The 22,211-nt window shown below is 52.3% G+C and carries 18 protein-coding genes; 10 read left to right on the top strand and 8 right to left on the bottom strand.

The window, feature by feature from the left end:
- Positions 1 to 104 precede the first annotated feature (104 nt).
- The 3 genes from LZ24_RS02210 to LZ24_RS02200 are packed head-to-tail and all read left to right on the top strand — an operon-like array spanning position 105 to position 1,869.
- Positions 105 to 671: an RNA polymerase sigma factor gene (locus LZ24_RS02210; protein WP_186442883.1), complete on the top strand. Its 567-nt coding sequence runs from the start codon at positions 105 to 107 to the stop codon at positions 669 to 671.
- Positions 658 to 930, top strand: a complete 273-nt coding sequence (locus LZ24_RS02205; protein ID WP_144681884.1) for an anti-sigma factor family protein — start codon at positions 658 to 660, stop codon at positions 928 to 930. Before LZ24_RS02210 ends, LZ24_RS02205 begins: the two co-directional genes overlap by 14 nt.
- Before the next feature lie 15 nt (positions 931 to 945).
- Positions 946 to 1,869 carry an Hsp33 family molecular chaperone HslO gene (locus LZ24_RS02200; RefSeq protein ID WP_144681882.1) on the top strand — a complete coding sequence of 308 codons (924 nt, stop codon included), beginning with the start codon at positions 946 to 948 and terminating at the stop codon, positions 1,867 to 1,869.
- Between the two features lie 15 nt (positions 1,870 to 1,884).
- Here the strand turns inward: LZ24_RS02200 and LZ24_RS02195 are convergent, their stop codons facing one another.
- Both LZ24_RS02195 and LZ24_RS02190 read right to left on the bottom strand, forming a co-directional pair.
- Positions 1,885 to 3,309: an ATP-binding protein gene (locus tag LZ24_RS02195; protein ID WP_144681880.1), complete on the bottom strand. Its 1,425-nt coding sequence runs from the start codon at positions 3,307 to 3,309 to the stop codon at positions 1,885 to 1,887.
- A 15-nt stretch (positions 3,310 to 3,324) separates the two neighbouring features.
- Positions 3,325 to 4,020: a response regulator transcription factor gene (locus tag LZ24_RS02190; RefSeq protein WP_144681879.1), complete on the bottom strand. Its 696-nt coding sequence runs from the start codon at positions 4,018 to 4,020 to the stop codon at positions 3,325 to 3,327.
- A 445-nt stretch (positions 4,021 to 4,465) separates the two neighbouring features.
- Here LZ24_RS02190 and LZ24_RS02185 point away from each other — a divergent pair, with 445 nt between their 5' ends.
- On the top strand, positions 4,466 to 6,691 hold the full coding sequence (locus LZ24_RS02185; protein ID WP_144681877.1) for an NADP-dependent isocitrate dehydrogenase: 2,226 nt from the start codon (positions 4,466 to 4,468) through the stop codon (positions 6,689 to 6,691).
- A gap of 559 nt (positions 6,692 to 7,250) precedes the next feature.
- On the opposite strand, the gene LZ24_RS02180 is transcribed toward LZ24_RS02185, so the two are convergent.
- Complete coding sequence (locus LZ24_RS02180; RefSeq protein ID WP_144681875.1) at positions 7,251 to 7,874, bottom strand: SGNH/GDSL hydrolase family protein; 624 nt, start codon at positions 7,872 to 7,874, stop codon at positions 7,251 to 7,253.
- A gap of 272 nt (positions 7,875 to 8,146) precedes the next feature.
- Here LZ24_RS02180 and LZ24_RS02175 point away from each other — a divergent pair, with 272 nt between their 5' ends.
- From LZ24_RS02175 to LZ24_RS02155, 5 genes are all read left to right on the top strand, one after another.
- Positions 8,147 to 9,793 carry a hydantoinase/oxoprolinase family protein gene (locus LZ24_RS02175; RefSeq protein ID WP_144681873.1) on the top strand — a complete coding sequence of 549 codons (1,647 nt, stop codon included), beginning with the start codon at positions 8,147 to 8,149 and terminating at the stop codon, positions 9,791 to 9,793.
- 38 nt (positions 9,794 to 9,831) lie between these two features.
- Positions 9,832 to 11,178: a sigma-54 interaction domain-containing protein gene (locus LZ24_RS02170; RefSeq protein WP_144681871.1), complete on the top strand. Its 1,347-nt coding sequence runs from the start codon at positions 9,832 to 9,834 to the stop codon at positions 11,176 to 11,178.
- 30 nt (positions 11,179 to 11,208) lie between these two features.
- Positions 11,209 to 11,643 carry a glutaredoxin family protein gene (locus tag LZ24_RS02165; protein ID WP_342779244.1) on the top strand — a complete coding sequence of 145 codons (435 nt, stop codon included), beginning with the start codon at positions 11,209 to 11,211 and terminating at the stop codon, positions 11,641 to 11,643.
- Between the two features lie 2 nt (positions 11,644 to 11,645).
- Positions 11,646 to 11,975 (top strand): ferredoxin-thioredoxin reductase catalytic domain-containing protein, encoded by a 330-nt coding sequence (locus LZ24_RS02160; protein ID WP_144682093.1) that lies wholly within the window; start codon positions 11,646 to 11,648, stop codon positions 11,973 to 11,975.
- Between the two features lie 363 nt (positions 11,976 to 12,338).
- Positions 12,339 to 12,971 carry a hypothetical protein gene (locus LZ24_RS02155; RefSeq protein ID WP_144681869.1) on the top strand — a complete coding sequence of 211 codons (633 nt, stop codon included), beginning with the start codon at positions 12,339 to 12,341 and terminating at the stop codon, positions 12,969 to 12,971.
- Here LZ24_RS02155 and LZ24_RS02150 read toward each other — a convergent pair.
- Both LZ24_RS02150 and LZ24_RS02145 read right to left on the bottom strand, forming a co-directional pair.
- Positions 12,955 to 13,791 (bottom strand): ExeA family protein, encoded by an 837-nt coding sequence (locus LZ24_RS02150; RefSeq protein ID WP_144681867.1) that lies wholly within the window; start codon positions 13,789 to 13,791, stop codon positions 12,955 to 12,957. The two genes, LZ24_RS02155 and LZ24_RS02150, sit on opposite strands and share 17 nt — an antisense overlap.
- 1 nt (position 13,792) lies before the next feature.
- On the bottom strand, positions 13,793 to 14,998 hold the full coding sequence (locus LZ24_RS02145; protein ID WP_144681865.1) for a DDE-type integrase/transposase/recombinase: 1,206 nt from the start codon (positions 14,996 to 14,998) through the stop codon (positions 13,793 to 13,795).
- 906 nt (positions 14,999 to 15,904) lie between these two features.
- Between LZ24_RS02145 and LZ24_RS02140 the strand changes: the two genes are divergently transcribed.
- A complete protein-coding gene (locus LZ24_RS02140) occupies positions 15,905 to 16,603 on the top strand; it encodes a hypothetical protein (RefSeq protein ID WP_144681863.1) in 699 nt (232 codons plus the stop codon).
- Positions 16,604 to 16,665: 62 nt separating this feature from the next.
- Here LZ24_RS02140 and ade read toward each other — a convergent pair whose 3' ends face one another.
- The 3 genes from ade to LZ24_RS02125 all read right to left on the bottom strand — a co-directional run bounded on the left by ade (position 16,666) and on the right by LZ24_RS02125 (position 22,048).
- Positions 16,666 to 18,387 carry an adenine deaminase gene (ade, locus tag LZ24_RS02135; protein ID WP_144681861.1) on the bottom strand — a complete coding sequence of 574 codons (1,722 nt, stop codon included), beginning with the start codon at positions 18,385 to 18,387 and terminating at the stop codon, positions 16,666 to 16,668.
- Between the two features lie 13 nt (positions 18,388 to 18,400).
- Positions 18,401 to 20,680 (bottom strand): response regulator, encoded by a 2,280-nt coding sequence (locus LZ24_RS02130; RefSeq protein ID WP_144681859.1) that lies wholly within the window; start codon positions 20,678 to 20,680, stop codon positions 18,401 to 18,403.
- Between the two features lie 510 nt (positions 20,681 to 21,190).
- The gene (locus LZ24_RS02125; protein WP_186442882.1) at positions 21,191 to 22,048 is read right to left on the bottom strand and encodes a response regulator; all 858 of its coding nucleotides are present in this window, start codon (positions 22,046 to 22,048) and stop codon (positions 21,191 to 21,193) included.
- Positions 22,049 to 22,211 lie beyond the last annotated feature (163 nt).

Here is a 22,211-nt window from a genome sequence, read left to right as displayed (position 1 = left end):
TTCCACCTGACTGAGAGATTCTTGTCAGGTGACAAGAACGGGAGAAAACCATCGGAACGGACACGAAAAACACCCCCCGCAAACAGGATCCGGACCTTGATCTGGTGCAGGCCATCAATCAGGGTCAGGGAGAGCTGTTTGAGGAGCTGGTACGCCGCTATCAGGCCCGTCTGTACAACTTCGGCCTGAGGATCTGCAAAGACAGCCGGGATGCGGAAGATCTGGTTCAGGAAACCTTTATCAATATCTTCAGGTATATGTCCGGGTTCCGTCAGGAAAGCCTTTTCCGCAACTGGGTTTACAGAATCGCCGTCAGTGTCTGTATCAAGATGCGGCGGCGTTCCAAATTTGCACCGGAAAGGGAACTTTCCCTGGAAGATGTCATCCCCGGTGATGCGGCCGAAGCCCCCGAAGAACTGCCCCAGTGGGCCAGAGAACCCGTGGACAGACTGCTCAACGAGGAGCTGGGGGCAAGGATCAAGGCAGCCATTGATGAACTGCCCCCCACCTACCGCCTTGTGGTGGTCCTCCGGGACATGGAGGATTTCTCCACGGAAGAAACCGCCCGGATTCTGGATATTTCCCAGGCCAATGTCAAGGTCCGGCTGCACAGAGCCCGTTTTTCCATCCGGGAAGCCCTGAAAGGATACTTCAGCCATGAGCCTTCCTGACATTCCCGATATTCCCGCCCACTGCCTTGCCCTGTTTGACCGCCTTTCCGCCTATGTGGATGGAGAGCTTAAAGGAGATGAACGCAGGGAGCTGGAAGACCATCTGCAAAACTGTCCCAAGTGCCGGGTATGCCTGACCACCCTTTCCCAGAGCATCCGCATCTGCAGGCGGGTGGGAACCCGGCCCGTACCTGAAAACCTCTCCCGGAAACTGATGGCGCTTGCCAGCGCAGCGTCCCGGAATCCGGAACAAGCCTGAAAGTCATTTTTTACCATGATCAAAAAAAAACCCTTTGGCTCTGACATCAAAGAACAGCTCCGCGCCAGTGCCCTGGACAAGGCCCATATCTTTATCCTTGCCAATGGTCACATCCGCGGCAGCCTCATCCATGCCACCCGCCTTGTCAATGAAATGCGGGCCAACCATGGGCTGGGTATTCTGGAAACCCTGACTTTAGGCCATGCTTACATGGCCGCCGCTCTCATGGCGACACCCCTCAAGGGCGAAGACCGCATACAGCTTAAAATATCCTGCTCAGGTCCCATCGGCGGATTGTCCGCAGAAGCCAATGCTCTGGGTGAAATAAGGGGCTACCTGCACAAAAATCCCATTCCCGTTGAGAAAGCCCCGGAGAGCTTCGACCTTTCACCCTTTTTCGGGGCAGGTATTCTGACCCTCACCCGCCATACCCAGACCGCACGCCAGCCCTTCACCGGTCAGGTGATCCTTGCCTACGGCAACATTGCCCAGGACGTGGCCCATTACTACGCCACCTCGGAACAGACCCCCACGGCCCTCTCCCTGAGCGTCCACTTTGATGCCAAAGGAGAAGTCACCGGTGCCGGAGGCCTGCTGCTTCAGGCCATGCCCGGTGCCACGGAAGAAGAAATTGTCACCCTTGAGTCCCTCGTGGCTTCCATGCCCGGCATCGGCGAGGCTTTCTCCCGAAAAGAAAAAGCCGAAGATATGATTATGAACACCTTCGCCGCCCTGAACCCCAAAATCATTGACCAGAGACGGGTGGAATTTTTCTGCCGTTGCAGTGCGGATCAGCTGGGCCTGTACCTGAAGGGCCTGCCCGAAGAAGACAGAAAGGATATTCTGGCAAAGGGGCCTTTCCCTTTGGAAATCACCTGCCATAACTGCGGTTCCATGTATGCCTTCTCCCAGACAGATTTGAGCGGGCTTTTATCCTGACAAACACCGCCGGAATCAGTCCATTGACATTCCCACTGCTGCCGGAAAAGCCCCTGCGGTTTTTACCGGCAGGCGGATATTCACGGAAAACCCTCCTTCATGGTTGACGGCACGAATACTTCCCCCATGGCGGCGTATGGCCTGTCCTGTGATGGCAAGGCCAAGCCCCACCCCGCCTGTTCGCCTGTCCCTGTCATCGTGGACCCTGTAAAAGGGCTCAAAAATCCGGGGAAGATCCTTTTCCGGCACACCCGGCCCGGGGTCCGAAACCCGGAGCAGAGCCTCGTTTTCTTCCTCAAGGCTCAGAGACACTTCTACTTCCCCTTCCTCCGGTGTATGGCGCAGGGCATTGCGGATCACATTTTCCACGGCCCTGTGCAGAAGGGTGGGCGATCCCTCCAGAATGATCTCTCCTTCTCCGGAAAAGACCACTGACCGGCTCTGGCCCTGGGCCTCAAAATCCGCATCCGCAACCACATCCATGACAAGGCTGGAAAAATTCACTTTTTCAAAAGGAACATCCTCCCCGCTTCCTGAGCTCAGGCGGGCAAGGGTCAGAATTTCTCCGATCATGGTATTGAGACGCTCCATTTCCATTTCCATGCGCCCCAGAGCCCCCACATCCCCGCCTCCCTTGCGGGCCAGTTCCAGTGCCACGGCCATACGGGCAAGGGGGGAACGCAGTTCATGGGAAATATCCCTCAGCAGCCTGTCCCTTGCATTCAATAAGTCTGCCATACGGCCTGTCATGGTATCAAAATCTCTGGCAAGAAGTCCCAGCTCGTCCTTTCGGTTCCCCATATCCGGCGCCACCCGGACGGAAAGATTGCCCGCAGCCACATTCCGGGTGGCGAAACGCAGCCTTGCGATGGGGCCCGTAATATGCCTGGCAATGGCCCAGCAGAGAATGACCGCAAGAAAGATGGAGCTCCAGAAGCGAATCCCCAGATCTTTGGGAAAACGGAACATGAGACGCTCGGCATGGGGGGGGAGGGGAACAAGGGCCACCATGATCCAGCGCTCTTCCCTGTGGGAAAATTCTGTAAGTACGAGAAGTTCATTCTCCAGAACCGCCACCCTTGATGTCTTTTCTCCGGGTAGTTTCTGTAAAATATTCTGCACCTGATCCGGCAGGGGATCGCCGGATACGGTAAGATGATCCGGATAAAGAAGCCAGGTTCTGGTACGCATCCTTTCCAGAAAGTGCTGCCTGTAGGTAAGATAGCCACCCAACCCCTCATCCTTCAGTACGGCGGCGGCACCGTATCCATAAAGTTCAACGGAGAGCCGGAACATTTCCTGCCGTTCATGGCGCACCCGCTGCCGGTGCTCACTCCAGGGTCCCTTGGATGCGGTGAAAGCCAGAATGACGGAGAGAGCCATGCTGGCAAGGGTAAAGGCGAGAAATCCGAAGAAAAGCTTAATGAAAAGCCGGTGCATAACAGCTCCTGAAGGTTATTCCGTGTAAAGATACCCCACCCCCCGTATGGCCCGGATACGCTCCACGCCGTCGGATCTGGGGCCCAGCTTGCGCCGCAGGCTGCTGACATGGACATCCACACTGCGGTCGTAGGCACCAAGGGGCCTTCCCAGCACTTCGGCGGAAAGCTGTTCCCGCTCCATGGTTTCTCCCGCATGGGTGAGAAAAAGGGTCAGAAAGTCAAATTCCACCATGGTAAGACTGACGGGCTCTCCTCCCCGAACTACCCGCCTGCTGCCCGGATACAGGCGGACATCTCCCAGTTCAAGGGGGCGGCTTTCTTCCACTATACCTGCTCCTTCGGATTCACGATCGCTACGGCGCAGCACCGCCCGGATTCTTGCCACAAGCTCTCTGGGGTTGAAGGGTTTTCCCAGATAGTCATCCGCACCGATTTCAAGACCTATGATGCGATCCACCTCTTCTCCCCTGGCCGTAAGCATGATCACGGGCATAAGGCTTTTTGCCCTGAGCCTGCGCAACACCTCCAGGCCTCCCATGCCCGGCATCATCACATCCAGCACCACAAGATCCGCCTTGCCGCCCAAAGCTTTTTCCAGCCCTTCGGCACCATCCTGCACCCCTTCCACGGAAAAACCCTCCGGCTCCATAAATTCGGCCAGAAGTGCCGTCAGCTCCCTGTCATCATCAATTACCAGAACATGCAGCATTCTTCCCTCCTTTTTCACTATCATGCCAGAGCTTTGGCAATGTGGCCGTAAAAATTTGTAAAGATCCTGTGTTTCACCATGCAGCCCGATGAACGGACATCATCTGCTCAAAAAAAGAAAAAAACAGCCCAGCGCATTTTATCCATAAAAATTAAACCCTTAATTTCAGCAGTCTGGCACTGCTCCAGGACAGTCCGGCCATTTGCAAGTGCCATTGCAAGCCTTTCGGATTCCGGCACGCAAGCCATACATCTATGGAGCAAAGAATACAGCTTTTAAGGCGTAAGTACCGGAGTGCGAATAGAAAGCGGCAAACTGCCCGACCCGAAGGGGAAGAGATGATGCCCTTCAAAAATTGTAATCCGCCTCTGTGTGTGTTAATTTTTTTAAGCTCTGCCCCTAGTCGGCTGTCTTTCCATTCAACCCTGAAATCACCGAGGCAAAAATGACCACCCATACAATAATCTATACCGAAACAGATGAAGCTCCGGCCCTTGCCACATATTCCCTGCTTCCCATTCTGCAAGCCTGCACAGCCATGTCAGGTGTGACCATCAAGAAAAAGGATATTTCCCTTGCGGGCCGCATCATCGCAGCTTTCCCGGAAAAACTGCTGCCTGAACAGCGCCAGCCCGATGATCTGGCCGAGCTGGGCCAGCTCTGCCTTCTCCCCCAGACCAATATCATCAAACTCCCCAACATCAGCGCATCCATTCCCCAGCTCAAAGATGCCATCGCCGAGTTGCAGAGCCAGGGCTATGATATCCCGGAGTATCCGGATGAAGCAGCCAGCGAGGCAGACAAGGAAATTCAGGCCCGCTACGCAAAGGTTCTGGGCAGTGCCGTAAACCCGGTACTTCGGGAGGGCAACTCGGACCGCAGGGCACCGGCGGCGGTGAAGCGTTTCGGCCAGCAAAACCCCCACCGCCTCATGAAGCCCTGGCCTGCCGACTCAAAATCACGGGTGGCCCACATGGAGGAGGGCGACTTCTATGGCAGCGAAAAATCCATGACCTTTGACAAAGACTGCCGGGTACGGATTGAATTTGCGGGTGCGGAGGGCCAGATACAGGTACTGAAAAAGGAGATGTCCTTTCAGGCCGGTGAGGTGGTGGATACCGCTGTAATGAATGTGGCAAAACTGAGAGCCTTTTTTTCAGCCCAGATGGCTGCGGCAAAAAAGGAAGGGCTGCTTTTTTCCCTCCATCTCAAGGCCACCATGATGAAAATATCTGACCCCATCATGTTCGGTCACTGTGTTTCCGTCTATTATGAGGATGTTCTGGCCCGTCACGCTGAGATTCTGAAAGGGCTTGGCATCAATGTCAACAACGGTTTTGCCGACATTGAAGCCCGTCTGGAAAAGCTGCCCGAAGCGCAGAAGGAAGCCATCAGGGGAGATATCAAAGCCTGCTACGAAAAAAACTGCGGGCTCGCCATGGTGGATTCCCGCCATGGGATCACCAACCTCCATGTTCCCAACAACATCATTGTGGATGCTTCCATGCCGGTCTTTATCCGGGACGGCGGCCGCATGTGGGGAGCAGATGATGAACTCCATGATGCCATTGCCGCCATTCCTGACCGCAGCTATGCCACCATTTATCAGAAAGTGGTGGAAGACTGCCAGAAAAACGGTGCCTTTGATCCGGCCACCATGGGATCTGTGGCCAACGTGGGACTGATGGCCCAGAAGGCCGAGGAGTACGGCTCCCATGATAAAACCTTTGTGGCTCCGGGGCCGGGCAGCATCCGCCTTGTGGACGAAGATGGTGCCATCCTGCTGGAGCAGGCGGTTCAGACCGGAGATATCTTCCGCAGTTGCCAGACCAAGGACGCCCCCATTCAGGACTGGGTGAAACTGGCCGTTACCCGTGCCCGCGAAGCCGGAACCCCCGCCATTTTCTGGCTGGATGAAAAGCGTGCCCATGACAGGGAACTGATCACCAAGGTGGAAAAATATCTTGGGAATCAGGATACCACGGGTCTTGATATCCGCATCATGAATCCTGTGGCTGCCATGGGCTTCAGTCTGGAACGTATCCGTAAGGGCGAGGACACCATTTCCGTCACCGGCAATGTGCTGAGGGATTATCTCACCGATCTTTTCCCCATCCTTGAAATCGGCACCAGCGCCAAGATGCTCTCCATCGTACCGCTGATGAACGGGGGCGGACTCTTTGAAACCGGTGCCGGTGGCTCTGCGCCCAAGCATGTGGAACAGTTCCTCCGGGAAGGGCATCTGCGCTGGGATTCTCTGGGGGAATTCTGTGCCCTTGTGCCCTCCTTTGAGCATATTTACAAAAACTCTGGCAACGAAAAGGCCCGCCTGATTGCAAAAACCCTGGATCAGGCCATCGGAAAGTTTCTGGAAAAGGGCAAATCCCCCTCCCGCAAGGTGGGCGAGCTGGACACAAGGGGCAGCCATTTTTATCTGGCCCTCTACTGGGCCGAAAGCCTTGGGGCACAGACGGAAGACCAAGAGCTGGCTGACCGTTTTGCAGGTGTTGCCAAGGATCTTCAGGACAATGAAGAAAAGATTGTTGCTGAACTGCAGGCGGCCCAGGGAAGCCCCATGGACATTGGCGGTTATTTCCATCCGGACAAAGAAAAAACCGCTGCAGCCATGCGGCCCAGCGCCACCTTAAACGCCATTATCGACGCCATCTGATATTTTTCGTGGATGTAAAAAGCTGCGGACGGGTCGCTTCCGGCCCGTCCGCAGCTTTTTTTATCTGATGTAACTTCAAAAGTTACTTTATGATAAAACGCCGTAACACGACGTGGGTTGCTGTTCAGCACAGTTTTCCAGGCACCATACCTGCAAGGCAGATGCACAGGCCCCAGGCTATTTGCCCGTGACGCAATCTTATTCGGGAGCTTCTTGCCCTGTGCGGAAGCGGCAAAAACTCCCCGCCACAGGCAGGATAAGCTTTTTGATTACCATGGCAGGCTTGAGCACGCTGCCTTTGTGGCGGCTCAGACAGTTTGCCGCTTCTTTCGCACAGGCCTTCAAAGCTCTGATCCGAAACGATTGCAATGTCACTTGCAAATAGCCACGGAGCCTTGCAACAGTACGAAGCTACTGCAACTACAGTATTGGCAGTTCGGAATAAACTGTGCTGAATACTTACTATCTGATTACTGCCCTGACTCAGTCAGGGGTAATCAGATTTTTTTATGATACAGCACAAGGGTAAAAAACTCCGCTCATTGGCCTTGAAAACGCCCTACAACAGTCCTGCCTCCCGAACCCATGCGGCACAGCTCTGGGCAATGCAGACCTGACCTGCGGTGTTGGGATGAACATCCAGAGCCAGATTGTCATAAAAACGCCCGCCCCTGGCATTCCACGAGGGGTCTTGCAGCATGTCTTCAATAAAAAAGCGGGTGTCCATGATGGAGTCAGAACAAAAGGACGCAATTTTTTCGGAAAGATCCCGGGGAATTTTCTGCTCTGCACCGCAGGCCTCAAAGGGCGGAAGGCCCAGCCAGACCGCCCGGCCACCTGCCCCCTTAAGGTCAGAAAACAGTTTTTTATAAAGAACAAAAAGCTCTTTTTCTTCCATACCATAGGGCCAGCTCAGGGTTCCGTCGCCATCATAATGATTGGCTCCGGCACATACAAAAATCAGATCCGGCCGATAGCGTGCCACAAGCCGGGGTGTCCGGGTAACCAGATCCGGCAGCGTCCCCCCGGGCAGGGCCATGGGGTTGAAGCCTCCTTCCGATACCACATCAAAACCGGTGAGTGTCTGAAAAACCCGCCAGCATGCAGCTTCCGGTGCCACGGCCCAGCCGTACAGAATGGAATCCCCCACAAAAGCCGTACGTATTTTTTTATCCTGCTGCATATTTTCTCCCAAAGGTCTTCTGTCCCGCCGTCTTTTTCCGCCAGCAGCCAGTCTTCTGTAAGACCATCCATACAAATGATACCTTTATCCCAGAGACCTTCTTTAGGCAATAAAGCCTTAATTTTTCTTTCCTGCATCGCTTTTGCCTGTTATCTTTCCGGCGGTGTTTATTTTATAGGAATGCATATCGTGTATGCAACAGAGAAGGCATGGGGATTTTACGATACAGCACGGGCTGAATACCTGCACAGGCCTTGAAGGATGGATAGAAAATGGATCGTTACGGAATCGGCATGGACACCGGCGGAACCTTTACGGATGCCGCACTGATGGATCTGGATACGGGCAAGGTGCTGGCCACGGCAAAGACACCGACCACGCATCAGGATCTTCAGCTCTGCCTGGACAGGGCTTTGCAGCTTCTCGGACAGAATAAAAACTTCGATGCAAAAAAAGTAAGCCTTGTTGCGGTTTCATCAACCCTTGCCACCAACAGTATTGTGGAAGGACAGGGAGCGGATGTGGGGCTTTTTGTCATTGGTCTGGATAAACATCTGGAGCTGCCCGTTGCGGGCATCCGTCAGGTGACGGGCGGACACACGGTGACAGGAGAAGAAGAAACGCCGCTGGATGTGGAAGGGCTGCTGGAAGGCGTGCTCTTTTTCCGGGGCAATGTGGATGCCTACGCCGTCATCTCCGCCATGAGTTTTGCCAACCCCACCCACGAGAAAGTGGCTGCCAAAGCCATTCAGCTGGTGGACCCCAAACCCGTTTTCTGCTCCCACGAAGTCAGTGCCAGACCCGGCTTTGATGCCCGTGCCGCCACCACCGTACTGAATGCCCGTCTGATGCCGAAAATGCAGGCTTTTCTTGAAGGGGTTTCCCTTACCCTTGCAAAACACGGACTGGAAAAAGGACTGCGTGTGGTATGCGGTGATGGCCGGTGCATGGATGCGGAAGAAGCCGTGCATCAGGCAGCCAGCACCGTGGCCAGCGGTCCTGCGGCCACGGCCTGGTTCGGTGCCGGATTTTCAGAAAAGGGTCAGGCACTGGTGGTGGACGTGGGAGGAACCACAACGGACATTACCCGCATCCGCAATGGCAGCCCCCTTGTCAACACGGAAGGCAGCCGCATTGGAAACTGGGACACCCATGTGCCTGCGGTTTCCATGTATACGGCGGGCGCAGGCGGGGATTCCTTTGTGCGCACAGGCAGAAAAGGCATGCTGACAGGCCCGGAAAGGGTTGTACCCCTCTGCATGGCCGTCGAAATCCCGCCGCCTTCGGAGTGGATGGATGGAAAGGATAATGCTTCCTGTCTCCGGGCCGTAGCAGGAAACAGAGAAAGCAATGCCATTTATCAGCTCCTTCTCAGCCATGGCCCCATGGGCCGGGGGAAACTGTCAGACCTTGCAGGACTGCCGGATATGGTTCTGAAAGACCGCATGGCTGCAGCCCTTCAGAAGGGACACATAGAAAGCGTGGGCTTTACGCCTACGGATGCCCTGCATGTGCTGGGGCTTCTGGATTTTGGCCTGAAAGAGGCCTCCCTTGAGGGTGCCCGCATCCTTGCCCGTGTTCTGGATATGAAAGTGGAGGATTTCTGCAGAGAAGTGCTGAGCCGGGTGGCAGCAGATATAGAAGATGCCATCATTGACTTTCTTGTGCGGCTGGAAACGGGAAAAAGTTTCTCTGCTTTCTGGCCCGACCGCAGAAAACATGAAATCCTTGAAGCAGGTTTTCGTCTGAAGGGACCTCTGGTGGGAATCGGAGCGGCGGCATCTTTCCTTTTACCGGAAGTGGCCCGATCCCTGGGAACGGAGCTGATTCTTCCTGAACACCATGGGGTGGGCAATGCCATCGGCGCCCTTCGCATCGCCCTTGCGGCCGGGGAAATGCGCTCAAACCACACAGCCTGAAAACAGCCAATTGTTGTAGAAAAATCAGGAAGACCATAATGAGCCATCAGTCTATGGATGATATTTTATATTCGAAGGAAAACCTTTCCCGTGTTCTCGATAATCTGGACACGGGTATTGTCGCCCATGACACAGACCGCAGAATTTTTGTGTTCAACCGGGAAGCGGAGCGGATGACGGGCTTTCTGAGGGATGAGGTCATCGGAAAAGACTGCCATGAGGTTTTTGGTGCCCCCCTCTGTGGCAGCCGCTGTTCCTTCTGCGATGGCAGTTCCTTTGAGGGAGATCACAAGGGCTATCCCCTGAATCTGGTTTCCCGTTCCGGCGAGGTTTTGCAGGTGGAGATGCGTGTGACTGCCATGAAGCGGTCCGACGGCTCCCTCTGGGGGGTTCTTGCCTCCATGCGGGATGTGACGGATCTTTTCAATCTGCGCATACGGGCAGAGGATATGGGGCGCTTTGCCGGTATTATCGGAAATGACCCCAAAATGCTTCAGATTTTCCAGCAGATCCGGGACGTATCCCAGTACGACTTTCCCGTACATATCACAGGGGATACGGGAACAGGAAAGGAGCTTGTGGCTGCAGCCATCCACAATGAAAGCCCCAGATCCGCAAAGCCCTTTGTTCCCATCAACTGTGGTGCCCTGCCCGAGGGTCTCATTGAGTCGGAGCTGTTCGGCCATGTGAAAGGCTCCTTCACCGGTGCTGTGAAGGATAAAAAAGGACGTTTTGAGCTGGCCGACGGTGGAACGGTTTTTCTGGATGAGGTGGCTGAGCTTTCCAAATACATGCAGGTGAAACTCCTGCGCTTTCTGCAGGAAGGCACCTTTGAGCGGGTGGGAGGAGAACAGACCTTGAGGGTAAACACCCGGATTGTATCCGCAACCAACAGGGATCTGAAAAAGGAAGTGGCAAAGGGGGATTTCAGGGATGATCTTTACTATCGCCTGAATGTGGTCCCCATACAACTGCCCCCCCTCAAGGAAAGGCGCAATGACATTGCCCTTCTGGCCCACCATTTTATGGCGGAGGCAGCCCGGCAGTATCCCCACACATCACCAAGAATTTCAAGGGAAGCCTTGGGCATGCTCATGGATTATTCCTGGCCCGGCAATGTCCGCGAGTTGCAGAATACCGTCCGCTTTGCCATAGTAAAATCCGGCGGTGGAGAAATCAAACCTGCGGACCTGCCCCATGAAATCCGGGGCGAGGTGGAACTGAAATCCAGAAGGGGACCTGCCCGCAAGCTGGAACCGGACACGGTGGCTCAGGTGCTTCTCCGTACCGATGGAAACAAGGCCAAGGCAGCCAAGCTTCTTGGGGTAGGCAGGGCAACCCTGTACCGCTTTCTTAAGGATTATCCGGATCTGTACACGGGCTGACAAAAAAAGCCTGCATGAAAGGAGATGTCCATGGGATTTTTTTCAGGATGGATAAAGAAACTTTCCGGAAAAACCGCTGCTGAACCGGGGCTTTCGGGCAGCAGCCGGGGCAATAAAACATCCGCTGCGTCTTCTGCTGCGCCTTCATCAGACACCCGGACAAAAGGAGCTTTTACCATGAAGGGGACGGACCAGAATAAATCAGACCAGAACAAATCAGACACAGTAACCCTTTACTCCCTCAGTACCTGCAGCCACTGCAAATCCACCAAACAGCTTCTTAATGAATGCAGTGTGGCATATTCCTTTACGGATGTGGATATGCTGGATCAGGAAGAACGGGCACTGATTCTCAAGGAACTCCGGGAACTCAACCCCCGCTGCTCCTTTCCCACCATCGTAATCAATGACAGGGTCATCGTGGGGTTCCGTGAAAATGAAATCAGGGAGGCACTGGGATTATGACAATGACACCCGAAAAACTCTATGAAATGCTGAAGAAAACCCAGGAAGCAAAGGGTTATTTCTTTTCAAGGCATAAAGAGAGGGTCATGGAGCTTCTGGAGGCCCTGCTGCACAACAAAGAGCGTTATGGTTATATGGCCTGCCCCTGCAGGCTGGCTTCCGGAGACAGGGAAAAGGATGGGGATATTCTCTGCCCCTGTGTTTACAGAGAGCCGGATGTGGCAGAGTTTGGCAGCTGCTACTGCAACCTTTATGTTTCTTCGGACTGGAATGAAGGTAAAATTGCCGAAAGCTATGTTCCCGAACGCAGGCCTGTGGAAAAAATGTTCTGACTTAAACAATTTTTAAGCTATTCAAAAAACTGTACCGCATACCTTTCCCGTTATTGGAGGTGTGCGGTTTTTTTTATCTTTTTTGCCTTGCTTCCGGAAAGGAGGAGGCGTAGAATTACACCATATAAAAAAAATAAATCAAAAAAGCTGAGCCGGGATTTAAAAAAACACATTTTTGTTTTGCCGTAATTCAAAACAGAAAGGTTCAGCAACCCACCCGGAGCAATGGAGCACCAGTCCCAAAAGAATAACTGGCAATAAGCATGCCTGTTGCTATTTACGAAAGGAGGCCTCTGTACCGGATACGGAAGCCTTCAATCATAAGACAGTGTTTATTATGACTTCTTTGGAAGGAGGTGCCTTATGCTAAAATTCTGGAAAGTGTTGTGTGTTCTCAGTCTTACTTTTCTTATTACAATACCGGCATCGTCAGCAAATGATGAGGTATGGCAGTCTATCTTCAACAACATTCCTTCTGAAAAAGAAATAAGGCAGGGGGTCTGGCAGAAGGGTTCCCTCTACAATGCCAACGTGGAGTACATGATCACCAACGGTGTGGACGGTAAGCTGAGCGACACAGATACCATTACCATGACGGTGGAAGGCCGGGGGATTACTCCCATCTCTTTTACCGGCAACAAGACGCAGCTGACCGAATGGGCAAAGGAAAACAAGAACGATCTTTTCAAAGCTGTGTTCGGCAATGCCCCGGATACGGCCACCAGCGGCAGGACCAGCTCCCAGTCCCTGGCCCAGTCTGCCTTCATGTCCTCCATTTACATGGCACCCAATGTCAGCACTGAACCTGCTGGCGCTGGTGTTGATTCTCACGCACAAATCCACAAAAATTCTCACAAACAAATACCCGACAAAAATGTGACCGAAAGGGGCTATCCCCTTCCGGCCTTTCATTGTAGACAGCAGTCTACCGCACCGAGTTATCCCTTGGCAAAGGAGTCCCCTCGCAGTCGCCTCTGTTTCACTCGGATCTGTTGAACCAGTCGGCACAGTAAAAAAGCTCCGCCGAGATGGTTTTTTCTTCCCGCATATAAGCCTCCTCCAGGGCCATGGTAGCCATATTCATTACAGCCCTGCGATTGCCCCTTGTACTGGCTGCAATAAGATCCACAGCGTCTGAGGCAAAAAGATCCGGAGGTGCGCCTGCACTCTCAAGGCGTTTTTGGATAAAATAGCGTGTGTCCTTTTCATTCATCGGCTGCAAACGCATAATGCCTGTGAGCCGTGAACGGATAGGCAGCATGGAAGAAAGCTCCAGATTTTTTGCAAGCTTTTCATCCCCCACCAGGATAAGAGATGCCGCCGCAGCCTGCTTTGAGGTCTGGAACAAAAAAGCACTGAGATCCCAGAAAGAGTCCGTTTCCATGCGCTGGGCGTCATCCATGATGATGACCGGGTGAAGGGGCCTTGCGGCTGTGACCATGGCTTCTATATGCTGCTGTATCCTTGCCACCATGGGCAGCCCCCTTGCACGGATATCCACCCCCAGGGCCTCGGCAATGATTCTTGCAAGGCCGTTTCTGGGGTATCCTGCATAGGGGATGAAGATGGTTCTGTAGCTGTTTTTATCCAGTGAGTTCAAAAGGGCATGGGCAAGGGTTGTCTTGCCCGATCCCGAAGGTCCGCAGAGGGCAAGGCTCTTTCCTGTGTTCAGAAGCCGCAGGATTGTTTCCATCTGCTGTTGATCTTTTTCGGGCATAAAGGGTTTTTTATGGGCATCCGTATCGGCAAAGGGATGCCTTTTCCATTGGAAAAAATCCTGAATGGGAAGTTTTGCCGGTGGGTTTATGTATGTCATTTTATCTCCTTGTCGTTTGGGCGTTGTGGGCTGCATCCACTTTTCTGGCGGGTATCATGTCCGGGCCATACCAGACCATTTCAAGATCCCATGGCATGAACCAGACCTCCACACGGCTTCCGGGCGAAGCTTTGGGAACATCGTAGCTTCGCTTTTTCAGACGGATGGTGTTGTTCAGATAGACCCTGCACTGACGGCTCATTCGGAACATGGATTCAATTTCTATCGTTTCGGGAATGGGGGTGCAGGCACTGGCGGAGCTTAGTTTTTTGTTTAAGGGAGTCGTTTGCAGTGAAGCATGGGGCTGTCGGTTATAGTTGCTCAGCCAGGCACTGAAGGCCTGGTTCAGGCCTTCTAAGGTATGGGCTGGCGGGGTTTCTCCATCAAGAAAGCCATCCCGGACGGTCCGGAAGAAACGCTCCACCTTCCCCCTTCCTCTGGGTTTGCCCGGAGGCGTGTGGATGAGATGAATCCCCATTCTGGCACAGACGGTTTTCAGGTGGATACTCGCATAACAGGCCCCATTGTCCGTATAAAAACGAATGGGTTTACCATGCCTTCGAATGGCCTCCATTAAGGACATCATCATGATCTCGGTGTCTTCCGATGTGAAAAATCCGGCATGGACCACAAATCGGCTGGCATCATCAATAATGGCGTGCAGATAGGTTTTTCGTTTTTTACCCTGGATATTTATCTTTGGACCATGCAGGAAGTCCGCCATCCAGAGCTGGCCGAAGATTTCATATTCAAAGGCTTTGGCGGGAAGGGGCGTAATATGGGGATCCCGCTGAAGATTGGCGGTTTGGGCAAAACGGTAAAGACTTGCCCTGGAAGGATTTTTTGTATCCCAGATTTTTTCCTGGATCAGCTGATCTAAAAGGCGGGAGAAGACCCATCTGGGGTGCTTTTCCCGAAGCTCAAAAAGCCTGTCTTCTATCTTTTTGGGGACAGACGTGTGGGTTCCCTTGTTTTTGCGCTCACTGTTCTCAAGGGCTGGCAGACCGCCTTTACGGTAGCGGTAAAGCCATTTTTTGAGGGTTTCCGGAGAAAAGGAAACAGTCTTCCCGTCCGGCTGGCGGAAGCTCTGATCCGCAAGCCGTAAAAGGGCATTTTCAAGGGATTCATCCAGCTCATTTCTGTGCAGAAGCGGGCTGATGATGCCAAAACGCCAGACTCCGATATCCATTTGATCCCAGTTTTTCATCAAGACCTCCATGTGAAAGATTGATCATGGGGGTCTAATATAAAAAAACCTTAAAAAACAAAATATTAGAATTGTGTTGGTGGCTGTTCCGGCCAGCGTTCCGGGTAAAAGCAGTGCGAAAAATCCCGGGTAAAATGCCGCCAGAGGTGGGGTGGAGCCTTGTCTGGAGAAGGACCCCAACCAAGGGTACTCCCTTCTTTTTTCAGCCATGGTATGAATGTCTGTACAAAAGAACAAAGCTTGCGTGCAGATGGCCATTTAATATTCAATTCTTTGGCAATGGCAGCAAAAGTGCTTCCCCTTATGTAAAGCTCACTGCAACGCATGATCGTGTCCCAGGAGTGGCGGATGATGGGGATCAGCGGGAAGGACGGAAAAGAAAAGGTTTTTTGCGGACAAGGATGGTTTTTGCAGTAATAACAATGGATTTTAATGGTTGCATTTGAATCGAAAGGAGAGTTTCTTTCGTAGGTGCCATACCGGATGACAAGGGTGGTGTGGCAGCGGCGACAATGAACGGTATTTTCAAGGACAAATTCTATATTGGCGCTGGGGGCTGTTTCTGATAGTGTCATTTTTTAAATAAGAGGGGTTGGGGGTTATGGTTTTTTTTGGTCGAAAAACTCATAACACACCCCCCCCCTCTTATCCCCCCCAAAGGGGGGGAGGAGGATAAAAAGGCATAGGGCGGTTCCTGCTGTCCGGATGCCTTTTTCATTTTGAACTTCCGATTTTCTCAAAAAGGCTTAAATTGTGATTCTCACGGAATGTAAGCAAGCTTGAGAATTTTGGGCTGAAAAGCTGGATATTTAAGAGAGAATCTACACTGGGGCTGGAGATTCCGGATCCTTTTCCTTTGTTCCCGTATCCAATAAGGATATCATCATTTCCGGCCAGCATGACCGCATGGAGATCGGCTCAGACAGTGCCAAGGGTAACAGTGGCATCATAGCCTATGAATGGCGTTTCGGAGACTCCCTTGCCCATTCCGGCGGAATCACCATTCCCTACAGGCAGCTTGAAATTGATGACAATATGAATACGGAATACCGCCATGCGGCCTTCATGCCCTTTTTCAAAAAACGCTGGTACCAGTCCAGTGGCGTTGTGGAATGGATGGTGAATGCCACCCTTGGGGTGACCTATCTGAAATCAAATGTATTCACCGATGGTGGCGGATATTTTGAATATGGCTGGGGAACCGGGGTGAGATATTCCCATGCCCTGACACCCAATGCCATTGTCAATGCAGGACTCATGTATCAGGGGCTGCAGAAGGAAATTCCCAGCGACTTTGTACCCGATGAGGCCCGCTGGGTTTCCGATGCCCTGAATGATCTGCCATGGGAGCATAATATTATTCCATCCGTGGGCGGTATCATGAATCTCATGGATGGCAGACTGACCCTGAAGGGTGAGATTTTCCGGGTGCATCAGGTGCAGGATGATGTGATGGAGGGCTATGAAAACCAGACTGTTGTCTTTGGTATGGGCACCTGGCAGTTGAGTTCATGGTTCAGTTTTTCACTGGGATATAAAGAATCCTTTGAACTGAAGGATATTACGGACAGATCCTATCTCATCGATTTCAAGATCACCTGGTAAAAAACGGGGCTGATCAAAGAAAAAAAACGTACGCTGTTTCTTTGCTCTGCCCCGAAAAATTTTTATGGAGTATCCGTAAAAACAGAAACCAGCTCAAAACGATCCACATCCACAAGGCCCCTGTCCGTGAGTTTCAGGGAAGGAATCACGGGCAGGGAAAGAAAGCCCAGGGTCATGAAGGGATCGGCAAGGGGGCAGCCCAGAACCTTTGCCTCACGGATCAGGGCATTCATCTGCTCTTCAATGGTTTCCATGGGGGCTGTGGACATCAGCCCTGCAATGGCAAGGGGGAGGGATGCCATGACACGCCCCCTGCTGACAACGGCCATGCCGCCCTTCATTTCAATGACAGCCGCTGCCGCTGTTTTCATATCTTCGTCGCTGTCTCCGGCCACAATGAGGTTGTGGGAATCATGCCCCACGGTGGAAGCCAAAGCCCCGTCCCGGATACCCAGTCCACGGACAAAGGCAATGCCACATCCTGCCTTTCCCGTGTACCGCTCCACAACGGCGAGCTTGACAAGATCCCTCGCCGCATCCGCCACAGCCATACCCTGTTCCATGGCAGCGGCCATGACAAGACTGCCCGTCACCACCTGCCCCGGAACCACATCAATGACACGGATACTCTCTCCTTCTGCCTTCAGGGAAAAATCAAGCTGTTCGGGCTTTATTTTCATGGATTCCGGTGGTGCCGGTGTTTCGGGCAAAAGCAGATCAGCAAGCAGCCTTCCCCTTTCTGCCACACGCTTTCCTTTAACGTACACGGCCTCAATGTGAAGGGCTTCCAGATCCCCGATGACCACAAAATCCGCCCGTTTTCCCGGTGCAATGGCTCCCCTGTCCTTCAGGGAAAAATATTCCGCAGGATTCAGGGTTGCCATCTGTATGGCCATCACCGGGTCAATGCCTTCGGCAATGGCCCTGCGGATAATGTCATCCATGTGACCTTCATGGATGAGGTCATGGGGATGGCGGTCATCGGTACACCACATCATTCTTCGGGAAGTCTGCTCATTCAGGGCGGGCAGCAGGGCATCAAGGTTCTGGGCGCAGGTACCTTCCCGCACCATGATGTGCATGCCGCCCCGCATTTTTTCCATGGCTTCTTCCGCTGTGGTGCATTCATGATCCGAAGAGATACCTGCTGAAAGATAGGCGTTCAGGGCCTTGCCGGAAAGTCCCGGAGCATGGCCGTCCACAGGCTTTGCCCTACGGTGCGCTTCCCTTATTTTTTCAAGCACGCCTTTATCCCCGAAAATAACACCGGGATAATTCATCATTTCAGCAAGCGCCAGAATACGGGGATGATATAAAAAAGGAGCCAGATCAGCAGCCTCCAGTCTGGCTCCGGCCGTCTCCATGTGGGTGGCAGGAACACAGGATGGCAGGGTGAAAAGCAGATCCATGGGCTGATTTTCACTGGCTTTCAGCATATACTGTATACCTTCAGTTCCCAGCACATTGGCAATTTCATGGGGATCTGCGGCCACGCTTGTGGTGCCTCTGGGCAGGACGGCTTTCACAAATTCCGAAGGAGAGGCCATGCTGCTTTCAAGGTGGACATGGGCATCAATGAAACCGGGGGCAATGTGGCGGCCCGCCAGTTCAAGGGTGTTGATGGCCTCATAATCCCCGAATCCCACAAAACGCCCCTGATGAACGGCAAGGGATGTTTCAAGGATTTCTCCCGTATAGACATTGATGATGCGGGCGCCCGTGATAAGCAGATCCGCAGGGGCTTCACCCCTCGCCACACGCATCCATTCCTGATATTTTTCCATAGCTTCCACCTTTTTATGATGCTGCCTTCCGTATCCATTTTTCCACCATGGCCTGCAGACCCTCGGGCTTGGCCGGCTTGGTCAGCACGTCATCCATGCCAGCCTCCAGACAGGCCTGTCTGTCCTGGGAAGAAGCATGGGCTGTAAAGGCCACAATGGGTGTAAGGGCGGCTTCTTTTCCACAATGGCCTTCCCTAATTTTGCGGGTGGCTGTGAGTCCGTCCATTTCCGGCATCTGCACATCCATCAGAACCAGATCATAGCTCTGGTTTTCAAGTTTTTCCAACGCCTGAAACCCGTTCTCCGCAAGATCAGGGATATAGGCATTGTTTTCAAGAAGTTTCATGGTGATTTTCTGATTGATGAGATTATCTTCCACCAGAAGAATAAGGGGCTGCCTTCTTTCATTCTGTTCTGCATGAATCTGGCTTTGTCCCCTTCTTTTTTCTTCCACAGACCGGACTTCCCTGACCGGAATTTCACAGATGATCCGTGTTCCTTTTTCCGGAAGGCTCCGGATACGCAGATTCCCTTCCAACTGTTCCGTCATCAGATGGATAAAGGCCAGCCCCAGCCCCATGGTTCCCTGATTCTCCTGCCCCCCCTTCAAACTGTGGGGGGATTCAAAGGCATGGGCAAGCTTTGTTTCATCCATACCGCAGCCCGTATCCGCTACCTCCATGACAAGCCAGAGCATGCCTGCGATGTTTCTGCATCCCAGAAAAACATCGATGCCCCCTTTTTCCGTAAACCTGAGGGCATTGTCCAGAAACTTATTGAGAATGCGCTTGAAAAAACGGGCATCTCCCTGAAGATAATCCGGAAGGTTGCTGGTTTCAAAATGAAATTCAAGGCCCCGGTCTTCTGCCCAGACCCGGTAGGATGCACAGATTTCAGAGGCTGCATCCTTAGGTGAAAAAATATCCTCCTGGGATATCCACTGGCCTTCTGCCAGCTGTATATAGTCCTGAATATCCTCCAGAACGCCCTGCATGCGGCCGCTGGCCTCTCCCAGGCTTACGGAAGCCCCGTTTTTTTCCTTCAGCAGATGCAGGCCGCCCAATATGGCATTCATGGGTGTTCTCAGGCTGTGGGCCATATGACGCAGAAATTTTAAGTGGTGACTTTCCGAAAGACTCTTGTGCTGCCGGGCCGTATTCAACTCCGTCTTCAGCCTTGCCTCCCGGCTGGTATCCCTGGCCACGCAGCGGAATCCAGAAATACGGCTCTGGCCGTCTTCTATGGGAGCAAGACTCAAACGCACAGACACCATATCATCATCGGGTTTCTGCAGGTTCAGGGAAAGGATGGCAGTGCCTCCCACATGGGCTTTATTTTCCATCTCTTTTCTGAGCTGCGCGGCATCATCCACGTTCAGCCAGCAAAAAAAACGATTGGCTCTGATTTCTGAAGGATGCCTTCCGGTAATACGGCAGAGGGCCGTGTTGAAATACTGGATCCGGCCTTCAAGGTCCAGTTCAAAACAGGCATCCTCCACGATTTCCAGAAGATCCCTGTGTTGTTTTTCCGTCATGCGCAGGGTTCTTTCCACCACCTGCTGCTGCTCCAGAAGCCTCTGGGCCTCCTTTACTTTTTCATTATAGACACGGGTTCTTTCCTCTACCCGCAATTCCAGATCCGCATTCAGGCTGTCCACCTTTTTCCGCTGTGCCTCCATCTCTTCTGTGGAAAGATAATCCCTGTAGGATGCCGTTTCCATGACATAGGCACCGATCATGCTGGCCACAAAACCGCAGAAAAGCTGGAGGGTATAGGCCGTAACCAGTGCCTTTTCCATGGGCATCCATGGCGTGGAAGCCACAAAGGCAATAAGAATCAGCGATCCCGTGATGCCTGCCCAGAAAAAAAAGAGCCGGAAGAGACTGTATCCCACAAAAATAACCAGCAGAACGCCGAACATGTAATGGGATAAGGCGTGGGCATCTTTGGCAAAGGTAACCATGAGAATCATGCTCAGGGAACAGAGAAGAATAAGGAAAGCAACAATGGGTTCAAAATAGTGCTGCACCCATTTTACCCTGAAACTGCAGCCAAGAACCAGAAAAGCCAGAGGAATGATGACAAGGTAGCGGATGGAAAGGATAATGAAGAGTTCTTTTTTTTCTAGAATAGCAACATCGAGAAGGCCAAAGATCCCATAAAAAAAGATACCAAAGACAAGACCCATGCGGCGGGCAGGCAGAACCTTTTCATTAAAAAAGGACAGAAATGCCTTTGCTTCAAGGCATTTGTCCTGTTGATTGACGTTTTTTGAAGCCAGAGAAGGGATCACAAAAAACCTCCGGTATCTTTAGGGGCAGGGCTGTTTCGGCCAGAGAAAAACGGAGGGCTCTTTTTTGACCACAGCAGCAGAAAGTGAGCAGGGAGAAGTTTCTTGTATTTCAGTGCGACTAAATAAATTTATCTTGGGGTGGAAAAAAAATCAAGAAAATCTGAAGAGACATCACTTCTGGGAGCAGATTATCCCTTAAGTTCCTCCGAGGAAGGTCTTCATTTCAGCCCAAGTTCGCCAAAGTAGTGACCATGCTCCTGAAGGCTTAATGTAAAGGGCTGAAAAATGGATATGTAGCACCCATAAAAAATCACTTTGTTTGATTTCATTGGGTTTGCATAAAAAAATTACGAACTTGGGTCAGAAAGAATCCAGAATACGGGGATAATAGTAAAAAGAGAGGGAAGCAGGATCAGAAACCTTCAGACCGACTCCTGTAAAAAAGAATCTTTCGGGGCATCTCGGGTCACACGCATCGTTTTTTGATGTTTTCCATCAGGTTCCGACTTTTTATGATTCTTTCTGCCGTATCCATTTTTCAACCATGGCCTGCAAACCCTTGGGCTTGGCCGGTTTGGTCAGTACGTCATCCATGCCAGCCTCCAGACAGGCCTGTCTGTCCTGGGAAGAAGCATGGGCTGTAAAGGCCACAATGGGTGTAAGGGCGGCTTCTTTTCCACAATGGCCTTCCCTAATTTTGCGGGTGGCTGTGAGTCCGTCCATTTCCGGCATCTGCACATCCATCAGAACCAGATCATAGCTCTGGTTTTCAAGTTTTTCCAACGCCTGAAACCCGTTCTCCGCAAGATCAGGGATATAGGCATTGTTTTCAAGAAGTTTCATGGTGATTTTCTGATTGATGAGATTATCTTCCACCAGAAGAATAAGGGGCTGTTTTCTTTCATTCTGTTCTGAATGGATCCGCCTTTGTTCCTTCCTTTTTTCTTCCACAGGCCCTGCTTGCGGTCGTCCTTCGGCCAGATCTAAATAGTCCTGAAGGTCCTCCAGCACTTCCTGTATACGGCCTGATGCTTCCCCAAGGATAAGGGAAGCCCCGTTTTTTTCCTTCAGCAGATGCAGGCCACCCAGTATGGCATTCATCGGGGTTCTCAGGCTGTGGGCCATATGGCGCAGAAAGGTTAGGTGCTGACTTTCAGAAAGACTCTGGTGCTGCCGGGCCGTATTCAACTCCGTCTTCAGCTTTACCTCCCGGCTGGTATCCCTGGCCACGCAGCGGAATCCAGAAATACGGCTCTGGCCGTCTTCTATGGGAGCAAGACTCAAACGCACAGACACCCTACCGTCATCGGGTTTCTGCAGGTTCAGGGAAAAAATGGCTGTACCGCCAATGTGGGATTTGCTTTCCATCTGTTTTCTGAGAAGTTTGGCATCCTCTGAATTGAGCCAGCAGAAAAAAACGCCTGGCCCTGATTTCGGAAGAAGGTCTTTCTGTAATGCGACAGAGAGCCGTGTTGAAGTACTGAATCCGGTCTTCAAGGTCAAGTTCAAAACAGGCATCCTACACGATTTC

Origin of the sequence: Desulfobotulus alkaliphilus (assembly GCF_007830435.1) — a bacterium.
GTDB classification, from domain to species: Bacteria; Desulfobacterota; Desulfobacteria; order Desulfobacterales; family ASO4-4; genus Desulfobotulus; species Desulfobotulus alkaliphilus.
This window is presented reverse-complemented; position numbering and strand designations above follow the sequence as displayed.